The 15,378-nt window shown below is 46.0% G+C and carries 16 protein-coding genes; 6 read left to right on the top strand and 10 right to left on the bottom strand.

Annotated features, from left to right (window positions below):
* The 5 genes from CSR04_RS07840 (at position 1) to CSR04_RS07820 (ending at position 4,955) form a co-directional block, all read left to right on the top strand.
* Complete coding sequence (locus tag CSR04_RS07840; protein ID WP_102795717.1) at positions 1 to 1,566, top strand: hypothetical protein; 1,566 nt, start codon at positions 1 to 3, stop codon at positions 1,564 to 1,566.
* Positions 1,567 to 2,478, top strand: a complete 912-nt coding sequence (locus CSR04_RS07835; RefSeq protein ID WP_102795716.1) for a glycoside hydrolase family protein — start codon at positions 1,567 to 1,569, stop codon at positions 2,476 to 2,478.
* Entirely contained in the window at positions 2,478 to 3,176 is a 699-nt protein-coding gene (locus tag CSR04_RS07830; protein WP_102795715.1) for a polysaccharide deacetylase WbmS family protein, read from the top strand. The genes CSR04_RS07835 and CSR04_RS07830 overlap by 1 nt, the downstream gene beginning before the upstream one ends.
* Positions 3,177 to 3,243: 67 nt before the next feature.
* Positions 3,244 to 4,371: a hypothetical protein gene (locus tag CSR04_RS07825; RefSeq protein ID WP_102795714.1), complete on the top strand. Its 1,128-nt coding sequence runs from the start codon at positions 3,244 to 3,246 to the stop codon at positions 4,369 to 4,371.
* The gene (locus CSR04_RS07820) at positions 4,359 to 4,955 is read left to right on the top strand and encodes an acyltransferase (RefSeq protein ID WP_102795713.1); all 597 of its coding nucleotides are present in this window, start codon (positions 4,359 to 4,361) and stop codon (positions 4,953 to 4,955) included. Before CSR04_RS07825 ends, CSR04_RS07820 begins: the two co-directional genes overlap by 13 nt.
* A gap of 119 nt (positions 4,956 to 5,074) precedes the next feature.
* On the opposite strand, the gene CSR04_RS07815 is transcribed toward CSR04_RS07820, so the two are convergent.
* From CSR04_RS07815 to CSR04_RS07785, 7 genes are read right to left on the bottom strand one after another with little or no spacing between them, the layout of a single operon-like run.
* Positions 5,075 to 5,704 (bottom strand): class I SAM-dependent methyltransferase, encoded by a 630-nt coding sequence (locus tag CSR04_RS07815; RefSeq protein WP_102795712.1) that lies wholly within the window; start codon positions 5,702 to 5,704, stop codon positions 5,075 to 5,077.
* A 2-nt stretch (positions 5,705 to 5,706) separates the two neighbouring features.
* Positions 5,707 to 6,369, bottom strand: coding sequence for an acetyltransferase (locus CSR04_RS07810; RefSeq protein WP_102795711.1), 663 nt, complete (start codon positions 6,367 to 6,369; stop codon positions 5,707 to 5,709).
* Entirely contained in the window at positions 6,366 to 7,406 is a 1,041-nt protein-coding gene (locus CSR04_RS07805) for a GNAT family N-acetyltransferase (protein WP_146027126.1), read from the bottom strand. Before CSR04_RS07805 ends, CSR04_RS07810 begins: the two co-directional genes overlap by 4 nt.
* Positions 7,399 to 9,279, bottom strand: coding sequence for an asparagine synthase (glutamine-hydrolyzing) (gene asnB / locus CSR04_RS07800; RefSeq protein ID WP_102795709.1), 1,881 nt, complete (start codon positions 9,277 to 9,279; stop codon positions 7,399 to 7,401). The genes CSR04_RS07805 and asnB overlap by 8 nt, the downstream gene beginning before the upstream one ends.
* 2 nt (positions 9,280 to 9,281) lie before the next feature.
* Positions 9,282 to 10,424 carry a DegT/DnrJ/EryC1/StrS family aminotransferase gene (locus CSR04_RS07795; RefSeq protein WP_102795708.1) on the bottom strand — a complete coding sequence of 381 codons (1,143 nt, stop codon included), beginning with the start codon at positions 10,422 to 10,424 and terminating at the stop codon, positions 9,282 to 9,284.
* On the bottom strand, positions 10,417 to 11,391 hold the full coding sequence (locus CSR04_RS07790; protein ID WP_102795707.1) for an NAD-dependent epimerase/dehydratase family protein: 975 nt from the start codon (positions 11,389 to 11,391) through the stop codon (positions 10,417 to 10,419). Before CSR04_RS07790 ends, CSR04_RS07795 begins: the two co-directional genes overlap by 8 nt.
* An 18-nt stretch (positions 11,392 to 11,409) precedes the next feature.
* A complete protein-coding gene (locus tag CSR04_RS07785) occupies positions 11,410 to 11,772 on the bottom strand; it encodes a hypothetical protein (RefSeq protein ID WP_102795706.1) in 363 nt (120 codons plus the stop codon).
* Between the two features lie 376 nt (positions 11,773 to 12,148).
* On the opposite strand from CSR04_RS07785, the gene CSR04_RS07780 reads away from it, so the two are divergent.
* A complete protein-coding gene (locus CSR04_RS07780) occupies positions 12,149 to 12,952 on the top strand; it encodes a flagellin N-terminal helical domain-containing protein (RefSeq protein WP_102795705.1) in 804 nt (267 codons plus the stop codon).
* Between the two features lie 43 nt (positions 12,953 to 12,995).
* Here CSR04_RS07780 and hepT read toward each other — a convergent pair whose 3' ends face one another.
* Genes hepT through CSR04_RS07765 form a run of 3 tightly spaced genes read right to left on the bottom strand, consistent with a single transcriptional unit; the run spans position 12,996 to position 14,723 of the window.
* Positions 12,996 to 13,445 (bottom strand): type VII toxin-antitoxin system HepT family RNase toxin, encoded by a 450-nt coding sequence (gene hepT, locus CSR04_RS07775; RefSeq protein WP_102795704.1) that lies wholly within the window; start codon positions 13,443 to 13,445, stop codon positions 12,996 to 12,998.
* Positions 13,420 to 13,794: a type VII toxin-antitoxin system MntA family adenylyltransferase antitoxin gene (gene mntA, locus CSR04_RS07770; RefSeq protein ID WP_102795703.1), complete on the bottom strand. Its 375-nt coding sequence runs from the start codon at positions 13,792 to 13,794 to the stop codon at positions 13,420 to 13,422. The genes hepT and mntA overlap by 26 nt, the downstream gene beginning before the upstream one ends.
* Positions 13,795 to 13,796: 2 nt before the next feature.
* Complete coding sequence (locus CSR04_RS07765) at positions 13,797 to 14,723, bottom strand: KpsF/GutQ family sugar-phosphate isomerase (RefSeq protein WP_102795702.1); 927 nt, start codon at positions 14,721 to 14,723, stop codon at positions 13,797 to 13,799.
* Positions 14,724 to 15,378: the final 655 nt, after the last annotated feature.

The following is a 15,378-nucleotide window of genomic DNA, read 5'->3' as shown; positions in this document are numbered from 1 at the left end:
TTGATTTGGTTTGAGCTTGTGTTGCTTGGGTTATCTCTTCTGCTTAGGATTGCTCTGACGCGTAAAGCGAAACTGGGTTTTGATACATTTGGTCACTTATATTTTTGCGACTTATTTCAAAATCAGAAAAGTGGCCCTTTTGATGGTATTGCGACGGGAATCGCCCATAGTCATAAATTGGAAAGCGCCTTGTATTTCAATTGGCTGATGGCAAAAATCCCCCATTACAGCGAAAAGAAAAACAGACGCTATTTTAACTGCGCAATGGACGCCATTTTCGGGCTGTCACTGATTCCTATGTGCACAGCGTCGGGGCTTCCATTAGAATCTGCATTGGCGGTCAGTCTAGTTTACCTATCCTGCCCAATGTGGTTTTCAGGTATGGCAATTGGACCCCGGATCACGAATTTTACCCCAAGGTTGATGTCGGAGTTATTGGTCAACCTATATTTCATTTTTGTGTTTTACCATCAGAGTACGGGCAACTTGGGAGTGCTTATCGTTGCCGTGTTTATGGGAATTGTCGTTTTATTGTCCTCCAAGTTTGGTACCCAAGCGTTGTTGTTTTTGACTATTTTGCTCGTACTGTTGTGTTGGTCAGTACAGCCTGCTTTGCCACTGTTTTTGACAATAGCCGCAAGCTTGATAGTGACCAAAGGACGCTACGCTGCAATGTTGTCAGCTCATCTGAAGCACTTGCATTGGTACCTGAAGGAGAACATTGCGAATCGTATGTTTATCTCTACGCGAAATGACGTGAGGCAACTCGCCTTGCCTTTCAATCGCTATGACAGTGTTTGGAATAACATTAAAGCCGTGAGCATCCCTTATGCGGCAAAGAACAGTTACACCGCAGTTCTGTTCAAACTGCCTCTGTTGGTTTTGCTAAGTGCTATATGGCTTGCTTCACTTATCGTAGATAGGGTGTTAACTGTGCCAGACTACAGTCCACTTGTTCTGGCAGCCGTTTTCCTGTTTTTGCTAACGAGTCAAAAGGTTTTCTTGTTTTTGGGTGAAGCGGAGCGTTACCTGAATCATATTGCTGTATTTGTCGTTTTGCTCTTTGTTGATGTCGTTTATCAGATAGATCTTCCGTGGTTAATTCTGGCCGTCGCCGGTTACGGTTTATTATTTGGTTTGATGGAGCTCATAATAGAAAATGAACAAGCGCATAAATTAACAACCAAAGTGCATGAGAAACAAAGGGTTATGTCCTGGCTGATGGCTCAACCCAAACAAACGGTATTGCTTTCACCTTATCATTGCATGGATGGTGTGTGGCGAGTGCTTAGGGAAACCTCGCATCAGGTTTTATATCCGATAACCATGAAAAAAGATAAAAAAGAACTTTTCGAATCCAAATTTTCTGACAGGTATCCGTTTTGCAAGTTGGATGACCCTGAAGGACTGTTTAAAGAGTTTGGTGTCGGGGTCATTGTGTGTGAATCCGGCACGTCTCAAGAGGTTGCGCAATCCTCAGCATGGCAGAGAGAGGCCGTAGGGGGGCGTTTTTATGATGTTTTTACTCGAAAAAAAAGTAACGCAAGACCGGGATCGGATAGTTAAATGATAATCAGCGATCTCAGACAAATCTTTAGTGTTAATAACATCAGTCCCTTGATGAACAGTCATACATCGTGTCCTGTTCCGATGCTGGTTGACAGCGAAACGGTTTCCTTACTGTTTTCGTCCAGAGATTCACAGCAACGAGCGCGGGTATTTCAACTCAACTACAACCTGATGACGCATCGGGTCAATGATGTTGTAAAGACACCCGTGCTGGACGTTGGCCCCCCAAGTTTTTTTGATGACGATGGTGTTTATCCCAGTTGCGTGGTGACGGAAGGTGACACAATGTGGTTGTACTACATGGGCAGAAGCAATCGTGTTGCACCTTTTTACAATATGGCCATCGGTATCGCTCAGCACGATCAGCAAAGCGGCGAGTTTAAGAAAGTATTTTCCGGCCCGGTGCTTGGTCAAAATATAAATGACCCCTGGATGGTTTCTACTCCTTGGGTCACACGTGCGGGTTCAGAGTGGATAATGATCTATTTGTCCGGACTAGGCTGGAGTGAAAATTTCGAGACTTCGACTTATCGATTGAAGATCGCAACGTCCCCCAATGGCCTGGATTGGACTACATCAGAGCGTTTCATCCAGGCTTTTGAGTCAGTTGAAAACGTAGCAAAACCTTGCTTGATAGAGACTGACACTGGCTGGTATATGCTTTTTTCATATATTGCTGAGCAAGGGGGGCAGTACCAGTTAGGGTATTTGCATAGCGAAAGCCCTCACAATTGGGACGAGTGTGAAATTCATCCGATTATGGTTGAAGGTGAGGGCGACGAACGCGAAGTGGCAATGTATGCGTACCCCACTGTTTTTCAGTGCGAAAACAGGTTGCACATTGTCATGTCTTCCGCGGACTTGGGGAAAACCGCTATGTACTGTGCAACGTTAACAAGGAGTGAGTGATGGGGCTTGATGTATGCCTTACTTTAGATGCTGACTGGGCCCCTCCTAATCAGCTTGAAGTGGTTGTTGAGCTCTTGGAAAAGTTTGAGGTCAAAGCTACGTGGTTTGCTACCGACAATAGCTCTGTGATGGAACGAATCTCCGCCAACCCGTTGTTTGAGGTGGGCATTCATCCCAATTTTTATGCGGATGGAGAGTTTTCTGGTACCCAGGACGAAGTTTTGGCAGGGTACATGCGCAGGTTTCCAACAGCCAAAGTGGTTCGCAGTCATGGGTTGTTTTCAAATGGGCGTCTGTTAACAAGCTTTGTCAATCAGGGGCTGTGTATTGATTCATCGATATTTATGCCGGAACACAAAGACGTACAAGGCTATCAACTGCAAATCGGAAAAAATGTGCTAACCAGGGTCCCCTTTAGTTGGGCAGATGATCACTTTTTGACTAAACCTCAATGCCCTTCAGCACTAGAGTGGGTTAATCAAAATATGCGGCAGGTTGTGGTTATGTTCCACCCCGTGCATATTTTTTTAAATTGCCGGAACCAGCAGGACTATTTGACTTATCGCAGCACAGACAGGCCGGTAATGCATGACGAATACGGGGTTAGAAATATGTTCGAGGAGTTGCTTTCCAGTGCAAACTGTGCCGACTACAGGGTTGTACATTTGTCAGAACTGGCAAAGAAAATGACGGGCTAGCTGGCCCTCTGATTTGAATGGCTTAAACGTGAATATGCAACCGAGTTAACTACAATATTACACACGTATGAAAAGTGAACTACAGATTAAGAAATGTCAGCGATTAATTGACAAGCTAAGTCTGAATTTAGACAACCAAGTTGTGTTGACGGAATGCGCCAGTGGGGGTTATTTGTACACCCCCATTATGGCATTGTTGGCGGGTGCTAAAGGGGTTGTCGCGTATGGGAAAACTACCCGGTTTGGCAGTTTTGACGACAATGCCAAACTCCTTGTGGATATAGCAACAAAGCTTGGCTTGGCTGACCGGTTAGTTGTGACGGATTCTATAGCGAAAGTGATGGCGCTTGCTGACACGGTCGATTTTGTGACTAACTCAGGCATGTTAAGGCCCATTACGCCAGAGTTAATGTCGAGGTTTAAGCCAGGGGCCTTTATTAGTTTGATGTGGGAGCCGTGGGAATTCAGACCGGGTGATATAGACATCGAATATTGCCAGGAAAATCAGATACCCATTGTCGGCGTGAACGAGTTTGGAAAATTGCTTAGCATGGAGAATTATCCATTCTTCCTCTTTACCAAAGCAGCGCACCATATGAACAGTATGATTGCGAATGAAAGTATCGCGTTATTTGGTGGTTTCTTAACTGGCAATTTGATCCATGAAAAATTGAATGCACTGGGTATTGAGCATATTTGGTTTACCCCGGATGGTAGTGATGGGAGTTTAAGCTTTTCTGAGGCAAGAGGGCTGTTGGAAAAGGATGTGCTGGATATCGTCGTGTTTGCTGAACACCTGGTAAATACTGTTTTGGTAGGGCACCGTGCGCCGTTGACGTTCCAAGAGCTAAAAGCACATTTCCCTGAATTAAAAGTGATCCATATCTGTGGCGCCATTGACAGCGAAGAGCTTATGGCCTCGGGTCTCAATAGATATCCCGATACCATTAGTGGTTTCGGCTATATGAGCTTTCAGCCAGCAGACTTTTCATTCATGCCAGCCATTGAACTTAACTGTATCGGTCTAAAGGCCGCAGAGGTGTTCGGCAATACGTACAAAATCAATAATGACTACGAACATGCTATCAAGGTCGCCGAGGAGGCTGGTTATGCCCTGGATTTTCCAGGCGGTTTTTACAACTACCGGCCCAGAGATATGGAAGATTTCTCTGAGATTCAATTATGCGAGAAGTGATTAGAAAAACCCTAAACTTTCTGGTCCGGCGAGCCATAAAACTAAATATGGCTCATACCCTGAAACGTTATAACAGGACCAATCCTCCATATGAGGATGTATTCGATTGGCGAGAGAAAGGGGACTTTATATTCGGTAAGGGAAAAAACATTACGGTCTATGGCTCCACCAGTATTAGCGGTGATGTCAAGGTCGGCCCCAATACCTGGATCGGCCCGTTTGTGTGTTTGGATGGTTCAGGGGGGTTGGTGATTGGCGCAAACTGCTCTATCTCTACTGCGGTGCAAGTATTGACGCATGATTCTGTTGACTGGGCGTTGTCTGGCGGACAGGCGGCCTATGCCAAAGCTCCGGTGAATATTGGCGACAACTGTTTCATTGGCACGGGGGCGGTTATTTTGAAGGGGGTGACAATCGGGGAGCAATCCGTTGTTGGTGCAAATACCGTGGTAAACAAATCCTTACCAGCGCGCAGTATCGCAGCTGGCAATCCTATGAAAGTAATAGGTGAAATATCTGTGAATGAAAACGGGGTAATCACCAAACACTTCTTTCACAAGAAGTCAGACTTAACAGACAACTAATAAATGTTATTGATATCCGCTTTTTAAGGCGTGTGAAAGGTCTCCATTTTACGCAGGGCAGGATCAAACGGACTGTACCCAATAACCGAAAGGTTTATCGTCATCGCGGTATGGTGCTCTTACTTTTTGACAATGAGCGTCCATTCCCATAACGGGTAGTCATGGATAAGGCTGACGTACTTACTGAAGTGTTTTTTGCAATAGTCAAACCAATAGCAGGGGTCACTATAGTACAGGTGTTCCTCTTGCCAATCTACGTAGGTGCTTAGCATGTTGAATGCAAACCCACCGTTGCTATGTGTATTGAGCTGAGCTAACACATCATGAATAAATGATTTCCAGTCTTTTTCTGAGGCATCAAACTTGACATTAAAGGTTCCGGATACAAAACCAAAATCGGCAGTAGACTGTATCTGCGGTTCATTAAACAGTGAGATTGGATAAGGCTTGTTTGTTAAAGTCTGGCGAGCTTCCTCAAGCATTTTTTCACTAATATCGTACCCCTGATACTCGGTTATGCGATTTTCCCATATCGCGTCTATGTACTCTGCCAGAGATCCGTAACCGCAGCCATAATCCAAAACCGAGAAAGGCGAACTGACTTGCTCGAGAAGCTTACACAGTTGCTGAAATCTCAGGCTTTGACAGTTTTCCGTATTCCAGCCAACCGCTTTTGATTGCAATCCGTGTTTCTGAAGGTTATCGGTATACAGAGCATTGATTTTGTTCAATTGAGCGGGTTTGTGCATGTTTAAAAACCTACCTCATCGGATTTTTTGTGAAATGGTGGCGTTCGCTGCGGCACATATACATCCTTCTCGGCAGTATCCTTCATGATAATTGCACCAGCACCGATAAGGGTTTCATCGGCAACTTTCAGGCTATCTCGCAACGTTGCATTTACCCCTATGAAAAGGTTGTTGCCAAGCTGGCACGATCCCGAAATAACGACATGGGATGAGATGAAGCAATGGCTGCCAACAGTGCTGTGGTGGCCAAGGTGGTTACCACTCCAGAAAATGGTGTTGTTGCCGATTGTTGTGAATGGCTGAATGGTATTGTCTTCGAAAATGAATACGTTTTTCCCCAATTTAGTACTTTCCCAAATTTCAACATTGGGATGGATGAAGTTGGCGAACTGATAGCCCAATACGTCGATTTCTTCATACACACGTTGCCGGGTCTTGTTCATGTTGTTGTAACCAATGGCAACAAAGACATCCGTTTGGCTTGGCGGCAGCATATCCGCAATAGACTCAATGGCCATCAAAGGGCGGCCTGCGAATTGCTCTTCACTGATGTATGCGCGATGGCAAGCGAATGCGATGACTTCATAGTCGGAGTACTTATCAAAGTATGCCGCTGCAACTTCAGCAAACAGACCTGTGCCAATAATGGTGAGTGGTTTTTTCATGACTGCTCCAGTTGAGAGAAGGGCAATACAAAAAAGCCTTCGTATTCAGACAAAAGCTGCTGGCGCTGCTGTTTCAAGGTTTCTGGGTTAAACAGACGCGTGTAGTAATAGTAAGGCAAGTCCTGGGTTCCCCATTTTTTCTTGAAGCTGTAGACGCCGTCTTGGGTCAACCAGGTACCTCCCCAGTTCCAACGCTTGAAACCCTTTACCCTTGCTTGTTTCATAGCCTCGTAAATAACCAGCGCCAGAGCCTGTGTATTCCGATATTCTTCTACAATAACCGGAGTAAAATATTCAACTGTAGCGTTGTAATAGAGCAACAATAATCCGGCGACCGGTTTGTTTTCAATTGTTGCTATATACATCGACCATTCTTGGTCATTCATTAGTTCTGGCACAAGCTGAAAAAACGACTCATGCTTGGCCACTCCCCCTATAGCGTCCATATTGTGCTTATGCGTTTGATATAAAAATGCCATGTCTTCAGGCTTTTGTGTGGCATAAACCTGTACTTGCGATTTAATCGCCTTACGAATGTTTCTGCGCCTGGGGGATTCAAACAGGTTGATTAAGTCTGCTTCGTCAACATTGTCGGGGAAAGCAGTAAACTGGCCGATACGCTCATCCTTAAAATCATAGTCAGACCAGCGCTCGTAGTCATCGTTATCTTCTAGCAGCGGGTTTGTGATAATGGTCGCGCTCGCAGCATTGTTACTTTGAGCTTGAGTGTAAAAGTGTTGGATGAGCGCGCGTTTAGATTCAGCGCAGGGGGTTCGTTGAAGTACACCTCCGTTGCTGCCATAAAAAGGCATTGAATTGTAGACTTTGCCTAAAGTGCCCCCTTTTATTACGAAAGGCAGAATGCCCGTAATGGATTCGCCTTTTGATGCAACAAGTAGGCAGGCATCAGCATGTAGGTGTTGAGTAATAAGGCCAACGTACCGTGATGAGGTATATATCAAGCTTGCTCTACAGGATTGACCGTAGTCTGTTAACAGTTGCAAATTGTCTGTACAGTCGATGTTAATTTCAGACACTGTGCTGTTCCAACCATGTGCTGACGTTTAACAACGACCAGATGAGCAAACGACGATTTCGTTTTCCTGAAAAGTGATCATCCAGTAGGGTAGAAACAACTGTTTTGTCCAAGAATTCGAAAAGTGGTGTATTATTGTCGATCAGTTTACGCTTTACGAACTCAATACTTTCTCCTTTAAACCAACTTGCATCAGGCGCGGAAAAGCCTTGTTTTACAGCTGTGGAAGCCTGATTGGGGATGTAATTAGACATGACTGTTCTTAAAATCTGTTTGCCATCTTTAGTTTTTTGAAAATACTTTCCTGCCTTGTTACCAGGCTCATTCTCATTAATGCGAACTGCATCGTGTAAATTGTTGAGTTTCAATGAAACAGGGCATTGCATGGCAAAATCGACCAAATCATTATCCAGAAAAGGTAATCGTGTTTCCAGTCCATGTGCCATACTTAACTTGTCTTCAACGACCAGCAAGCCGTGTAGAAATGTTTTGGCTTCAAAATACAGGGAGTGATTGATATAGTCTTCCGGCTTTTCAGGAGTACTCATATTGGTGTTAAATACATCCCGAAAAATATCCCGCGTCCATACATCACTGACTTCATGCCAGATTGGTGAAAGCAAGGCTTTTAACTCAGAATTGGACACCAGTCTTTGCCAAAACAAGTAGTATTTGTCGATGTAGTCTTCAAAATTCTTATTGTTCACCGCGCGATAATAGCGCCATGGATAGCCACCAAATAACTCATCACCACCAGCGCCGCTGAGTACAACCTTGACAAATTTACCGGCTAGCTTAGCTGCATAGTAATTAGGGTAACTTTGACCTACTCTGGGTTCTTCCAGATGATAAGCAAGTGTGGGCAAGCAACGTTCCATATCACCCGCTTTGAGCACCATTTCATAGTGTTCTGTTTTAAACAGGTATGACATGTATTCGGCTTTGGCTCGTTCATCAAAGGCTAGTTCTAAACCAGATGCTGAATTAAGATCAAATCCACATGTAAAAGTTTTAATATAAGGGTGTGAACGAGCTGCGATCGCAGAAATTGAGCCGCTATCAATACCGCCACTTAAGTAGCTGCCAACTTCTACGTCGCTCACTAGTTGCCGATTGACTGCCTGGACAAAAAGTCTGTCCAGTTCTTCTCTGTATTCTTCTTCTCTTTTTGGCGTCTCAGGTTCGCGAAATTCATAATCCCAATATTGCTGCAATGCAAATTGTGGTTTATAGTTGTTGGTTTTTAATGTCGCAAAATGTCCGGCAGGTAATAGTTTGATGCCTTCTACTAGGGTGTTGTCTGTGAATATATTTTGGAATGTGAAATATTCGAGTAGCGCTTTTTTGTTAAGTGCATTCTCAAAGCTTGGGAGTGCCAATAGTGCTTTTTGTTCCGAAGCAAAGGCAAAAGTGCCATTACTTTCGCCGTAATAAAGAGGCTTGATACCATATCTGTCACGGGCAAGCAAAAGAGTATTCTGCTGTCTATCCCAAAGTGCAAAAGCGAACATGCCATTAAATTTTTTAATGGCTTCGGTTCCCCAATGAGATAAGGCATTTAGTAATACTTCTGTGTCTGTGTTCGACCTAAACCAATAGCCTTCTGCTTCTAACTCTATTCTGAGTTCTCTAAAGTTATAAATCTCTCCGTTGTAACTCAAAGCGTATCTATGATTTGCAGAGAGCATCGGCTGATGGCCAGCAGGTGAGGGATCAAGGATGGCTAAGCGCCTGTGACCTAATCCCACATTGCCTTCAATCCAATGTCCTTCACCATCAGGTCCTCTATGAGCAACGGCGTCAGTCATGTTTTGTAGCTGAACAGGAGATATGGCACGATTGTTTAACTGGACAATGCCTGCAATGCCACACATGGTTAGAGAGCCTTTAAAGCGTCGATAACATATTGATAGTCATCAGCAGTCATCTTATTGTGCAAAGGAATAGCCATGGTCTGATCGTTGCAAAACATTGCCACTGGATAGTCTGCGGGGCTAAGCTGCATAGCTTGTGTAAAGTAGCTCAGCATATGAATGGCATGGGTGCCTGGTCTGGTGGCAATACCTTTTGACTGAAGCACATCCATGATCTCGTTGCGAGGTAAGGGGGCCGTCTTTGGATCTACCCAGGTCACAAAGGCTTGCCAGGCTGGGGTGCAGGCGTCGGGCACAACTGGCATCTTTAACCAGGGTATCTCTGCCAGAGCCTGGCGATAATTCTGGGCCGCTTGCTGTCTTTCATTTATAAAACCTTTGAGCTTTCCAAGCTGGCTTAACCCCACTGCGCCTTGCAGATCGGTCATTCGGTAGTTAAATCCCATCATATTAAAATCGGGTAACAAGTATGGCTTAGGCCCGTGATGACGTTGTTCCTCAGAAATCTCAGCACCATGATTGCGGAGCTTTTGCATGATTTCTGCCAGATCAGGATCATTGGTAAGCACCATACCCCCTTCACCCGTTGTGATAGTTTTACGAGGATGGAAAGAGAAGGCGGAAGCATCACCCAGGGTGCCAGCGTAAGCGTCTTTGTATTTTGCACCAGCGGCGCAGGCTGCGTCTTCGACAATTTTGACTTGGGAAGGCAGAGCATCACGGATGGCATCCATATCGGCACATAAGCCAAAAAGATGTACAACAACAATAGCCTTCGTTTTTGGGCTCAACTTGGCCTGAATTTTTGTAGGGTCTATGTTGTAAGTTTGCAGGTCTATATCCACAAATACTGGGGTCGCCCCGCAATACAGCACTACATTGGCCGAAGCGACCCAGCTAAATGCAGGGACCAGCACTTCATCGCCTGGCCCTATCTCTAGTGCATGCAAAATTAGGTGCAAAGCGGTAGTGCAACTGGTTGTTGCGATACCGTGCTGGGCACCATGAAAATCGGCAAAGCCTTTTTCGAAGGCCGCCACTTTAGGCCCCTGAGTGAGCCAACCCGTTTCAATAGGCTCTTTGATTGCTTGCCATTCAGCTTCGCCCGTGACGGGCTCGGAAATATTGATGCGCCGCTCAGTCATGGGGATGCTCCATACGCCACTGGATTAAACGTTTCAGGCCTTCTTCGAGGCTGATCTGATAATCAAAACCGAGGTCATGACTCGCCTTTTTCGGACAACCAATACGATTTTGCACCAGGCGTCTGGCATCTTCTGCATCATAGGGTTTGTACTGGACTTTTAACTCAGATTGCCGCAACTCCAGTATCAAATCACAGAGTGCTTTGATACTGGTTTGCACCCCTGTACCGACATTGTAAAACTCATCAGTCACTTCAGATTGCATGGCCAATACATTACAACGCGCTACATCCTGTACCGAAACAAAATCATAAGCCTGCGAACCATCGCCATTAATCAGCGGCGCTTCGTTGGCGTCAATCTTATTCAGCATAATGGGAATCACCCCAGTGTAGGCAGCAGTTTGGTCTTGGTGGGGTCCATAGACGTTCATGTAACGCAAGCCCACGTAATCAAGGCCGTAGCGATCAAAAGTGGCGCGGCACATGGCTTCACCAGCAATCTTAGTCGCTCCGTAAAAATTTCGATTGTTGAATGGATGCTCTTCGGTCATTGGAACCTCAACTGCATCGCCGTAAACCGACGCAGACGAAGAGTACACCAGTCTTTTTACATTATTTTTCACACATGCCTCGAGCACGTTATAGGTACCCTGCATGTTGACGTCAAATGCGGTACGCGGGAAGTCTTTACAGTGTAACAACCACATGGCGGCCAGGTGAAATACTCCATCTATGCCTTGCATCGCATGATTTAACACATCGATGTCACGGATATCGCCGCCGAAAGGATAAAATATGCAGCGTGGATCATTTAGAAAGAGCTCGATGTATTCTTTTTTTCCTCTTGTCAGGTTGTCGTAGATGACCACTTCAGCCACATCGCTCTTTAACAGTTCCTCTACTACATGACTACCAATAAAGCCTGCTCCACCAATGACTAATATTCGTTTTCCCGTTAATTTCATACAGGCGGTTTCCTCTGATTAAAGGTGGACAACTGTGGGGGGAGTATTCGACGTTTCCCGTTTGATTCGCGCAATGATCTCATCCAAAAACGCTTCTGATGCAATGGCGACAACAACTTCCCGCGGGAGTGTTTTTAATGTGTGAGGTGGCTGCAGTGTGAAGCCTTCTAGCTCTGTTTGGAGATACTCGGCCTTTCGGTCGACAATACTATGAATTGTCAATTTTCCATGGGCTCTTATTTCCTGTAGCAACGCCTGACCTATTTCCCCTGCTCCGTAGATACAAACCTGTGAAGACTCACTAGCTTTCAACTTTTTGTACAGTAATTTTGCTGGACCGTTAAAAAAATAGAATATGTTGTCCGCGAGTTTACCAATCATTTTTTACTGCTCTTTTATACAGGATCCTTAAAAAATTCAGAGGCTTCTGCAAATTTCTGAAGCTTGGATCCTCTTGTAAACCAACTGGTTATTTATGTGGTCGTGAGATAACTGTTCAGCTATAAACACCTTGTAACGTCAACCACTATCTCTGGTATATCACTTGTTTCTGTGAGGACCTTCATAATATCGGCAGATTTTGGAGTTTTCTTGAGGTACAAACTTACACAATTTTGGAGCTTGGTTCTGACTGAACAACAACTTTAGTCTATAAAGTGTATAACAAAGTATAATCTTCCATACTATTGCGACAGCGCATCGCTTACTTTCCCACCAACCCTCTGCTATTCTTAAGGCTGAGGTTTGAGGGGGGCTTATGTTAGAGATTAACAGTACCAAATCCAATGCATCTTTGCTGCAACAAGTACAGCAGAAGCAGAATTCGCTGTTTGAAAAGCTGGCTTCCGGTAAGCGGGTGAACAGTGCTGCTGACGATGCGGCGGCCCAGCAGATTATTGATCGTTTGACGTCGCAAACATCCGGTGTGCGTCAGGCCTATAACAATGCCTACGACGGCGTGTCCTTGGCCCAGGTGGCTGAAGGCGGGTTGTCTGGCATTAGCAATGATGTTAACCGTATTCGCGAACTGTCTGTGCAGGCCGGAAGTGGCATTTTGACCGATGCGGACCGTAAGGCACTGCAAAAAGAAGTGTCGCAGCTGCAAGACAATATTAAGCAGACCATCGACCAAACCGAATTTGCTGGTAAGCCGCTGCTTTCTGGTGAAGGCAATGTAGATTTTCTGGTGGGTGCCAATTCAGGGCAGTCCATCAGTGTTGGCACCAAAGATATTGCCGGTGGTTTGAGTGATGTGCTGAATATTGATATCAGCACCGCCAAAGGTGCCTCTGATGCCTTAGAGGTTGCTGACAGTGCAGTTGAGTATGTTGGCTCTGCCCGGGCTGACCTGGGTGCCACTCAGAATCAGTTTGAAAGTGCCGCACGTAATCTGGCTAATACTGAAGTGAATGTGCAGGCGGCCAGAAGTCGGTTGCAGGACCTGGATTATGCACAGGGCTCAGCAGATAAAGCGGCCAATGATATATTGGGGCAGGCATCCATTGCCGTGCAGGCCCAGGCTAACCAGCAAAAAGGCCAGGTGCTGGCGCTGCTTGGCTAAACCTTGCATTTTGAAATATGAAAACGCCGCACTTGTTGCGGCGTTATTGTTTGTTTTTCCCCAGCTCTGAGCAAAGTAGCGTCACCAGTTCGTGCAACACCACATAGCGCCGCTCTTGCAAAACGGGCAAAATCCGATCCCAGTCCAGATTCAAGTAATCATGCACTATGGCATTTCTTAGGGCTATCGCACCCCGAATGGCTTTAATATCCGGTGTCATCAGGGCAAGATGCTCATAAATACGTTCTACCGCAGCACGTGCTTCAGATGGTACCGGCAATCCCTTCGCTTTGAGCAGATGTTTGCTGACACCAATAACTGCTTCGGTCAGTACTTGCAGGTTACGCTCAGTAGCGCTTCTCTGGTTAAATGACAGGCTGCCGTGCAGGCTTTGCTCGGCCAATTCATCCAGCCCATGAATGTGCTGTTCTACCTGTTCGGTAAGAGCGTAAATATAAGCCTGATAGTCAATGCCGGTGTTTTTCATGTTCATATTTATATTCTTCCCACATAGACCAGCAGCGCTGTTGTTCTCTTCGTAAACGCAAACTATCGCGACACAACAACAGGCTCCCCTCGTTTATGATATTCAGGGCCAGAGGCACTGGGGCCCTGTTTATATCTACCAGGCTAACCGGCTCTGTGAACTGTTGCTGTAACTGATAGCGCAATTCGTCAAGATGCTCGTAGTTGCCAATAAAATCAGGTTGCAGAGCCAGGGCAATATCAAAGTCACTATCTGCTGTCCAGTCTTCTCTTGCTCTGGAGCCGTACAGCCAGGCTACTTGCACACTAGGTTGGCAAGCAAAGAAATCTTGAAGGCGGGTCAGTGCGTCGTCCATCGTTATTTCTTCACAATACCGGCCAGTTTGCCGTTGTCCAATACCAGCAAAGAGGTAATGCGGTTTTTCTCCATCAGGGCAAAAGCTTCGGCCATTTTGGCATTGATGTCGATGCTCTTGGGATTGAGCGTCATCATCTGTGCGGCAGTTAAATCGAACACGTCTTTTTTATAGCGGGTAAAACCGCGACGGATATCACCGTCTGTGATAATGCCATAGCCCTTGTCTGCCTCGACAATAGCTATGCCTTGCTGACCACCGCTAATGGCATCGACGATGTCGGCAAAGCTGGCGCTGGTTTTAACTAACGGCAGATGGTCTTTGATCATTTCATCCTGCACGCGGGCAAGCAGACGTCGGCCCAGACTGCCGCCGGGATGAAAACGGGCAAATTCTTCGGGTTTAAAATCCCGTGCCTTCATCAGCGTTACCGCTAAAGCATCGCCCATGGCCAGGGTGGCAGTAGTGGAGGCGGTGGGGGCCAGTTGCAATGGACAGGCTTCTTTTTCCACCCCCACATTTAATACCGCATTAGCAGCCCGGCCCAGGCTGGAAGTGGCGTTCCCGGTCATGCCAATCAGAAAGTTACCGTTTTCTTTTAAAAACGACAGCAGTTTGACGAGTTCTTCTGTTTCGCCGGAATTGGAAATAGCGACAAAAATATCTTCCTTGGCAATCATTCCCAGATCGCCATGGTAGGCTTCGCCCGGATGCATAAAAAAGCTGGGGGTGCCGGTACTGGCCAGGGTTGCGGCAATTTTTCTGCCGATCTGCCCCGATTTGCCCATACCGCAGACCACCACCCGGCCTTTAGTGCTGAGTATGTTTTCTACGGCCTGGCTGAATTGACTATCCAGCTTGTCTGACAGTTGGCTGATAGCCTGGGCTTCGATGTCAAAAACGTCTTTGGCAATATCTAGGTAATTCAATGGAGCACTTCCTGAACAGGCTTGGCCTTGGCTATTTGGGGTATTTTGACCGATACAACGGGGATTTGTCGAATCTGTTGGTGGTTTTGGGATTGGGGGGCGTCGTTTCAGATGGATTATTGCTGTTACCGTCCCTGGTAACAGCCCTGCGGGCCGACACTAGACTGCTGATGTCAAAAATAGCTCCGGGCGATTTTTTGTCTCCTTGCATCCATGCAGGAGACCCTGCGGGCCGCCATTAAACTACTGGCGTCAAAAATCGTTCCTGGTGATTTTTTTGCTGTTACCGTCCCTGGTAACAGCCCTCCGGGCCGCCATTAAACTACTGGCGTCAAGAATCGTTCCTGGCGATTTTTTGCTGTTACCGTCCCTGGTAACAGCCCTTCGGGCCGCCATTAAACTACTGGCGTCAAATTTCATTCCAGATGATTTTTTGCAACCAACATCCTTGTCGGTTGCCCTTCGGACCATCATTAAACAGCTGATGTCAAAAATCGCTCCTGGCGATTTGTAACAGCCCTTTGGGCCGCCATTAGACTACTGGCGTCAAATTTCATTCCAGATGAAATTTTGCAACCAACATCCTTGTCGGTTGCCCTGCGGGCCATCATTAAACAGCTGATGTCAAAAATCGTTCCAGACGATTTTTTGTGCG

The sequence above is a fragment of the Bowmanella denitrificans genome (assembly GCF_002887595.1).
Lineage (GTDB): Bacteria > Pseudomonadota > Gammaproteobacteria > Enterobacterales > Alteromonadaceae > Bowmanella > Bowmanella denitrificans.
The sequence above is the reverse complement of the archived record's forward strand: the minus strand, read 5'-3'. Positions and strand labels throughout refer to the sequence as shown.

Coding starts and splice junctions, on each gene's coding strand:
- CSR04_RS07820 (WP_102795713.1), top strand. CDS start 4,359: ATGCGAGAAGTGATTAGAAAAACCCTAAACTTTCTGGTCCGGCGAGCC.
- hepT (WP_102795704.1), bottom strand. CDS start 13,445: ATGAACATGAAAAACACCGGCATTGACTATCAGGCTTATATTTACGCT.
- CSR04_RS07795 (WP_102795708.1), bottom strand. CDS start 10,424: ATGACTGAGCGGCGCATCAATATTTCCGAGCCCGTCACGGGCGAAGCT.
- CSR04_RS07835 (WP_102795716.1), top strand. CDS start 1,567: ATGATAATCAGCGATCTCAGACAAATCTTTAGTGTTAATAACATCAGT.
- CSR04_RS07815 (WP_102795712.1), bottom strand. CDS start 5,704: ATGCACAAACCCGCTCAATTGAACAAAATCAATGCTCTGTATACCGAT.
- asnB (WP_102795709.1), bottom strand. CDS start 9,279: ATGTGTGGCATTGCAGGCATTGTCCAGTTAAACAATCGTGCCATATCT.
- CSR04_RS07790 (WP_102795707.1), bottom strand. CDS start 11,391: ATGAAATTAACGGGAAAACGAATATTAGTCATTGGTGGAGCAGGCTTT.
- CSR04_RS07785 (WP_102795706.1), bottom strand. CDS start 11,772: ATGATTGGTAAACTCGCGGACAACATATTCTATTTTTTTAACGGTCCA.
- CSR04_RS07825 (WP_102795714.1), top strand. CDS start 3,244: ATGAAAAGTGAACTACAGATTAAGAAATGTCAGCGATTAATTGACAAG.
- CSR04_RS07780 (WP_102795705.1), top strand. CDS start 12,149: ATGTTAGAGATTAACAGTACCAAATCCAATGCATCTTTGCTGCAACAA.
- CSR04_RS07810 (WP_102795711.1), bottom strand. CDS start 6,369: ATGAAAAAACCACTCACCATTATTGGCACAGGTCTGTTTGCTGAAGTT.
- mntA (WP_102795703.1), bottom strand. CDS start 13,794: ATGGACGACGCACTGACCCGCCTTCAAGATTTCTTTGCTTGCCAACCT.
- CSR04_RS07830 (WP_102795715.1), top strand. CDS start 2,478: ATGGGGCTTGATGTATGCCTTACTTTAGATGCTGACTGGGCCCCTCCT.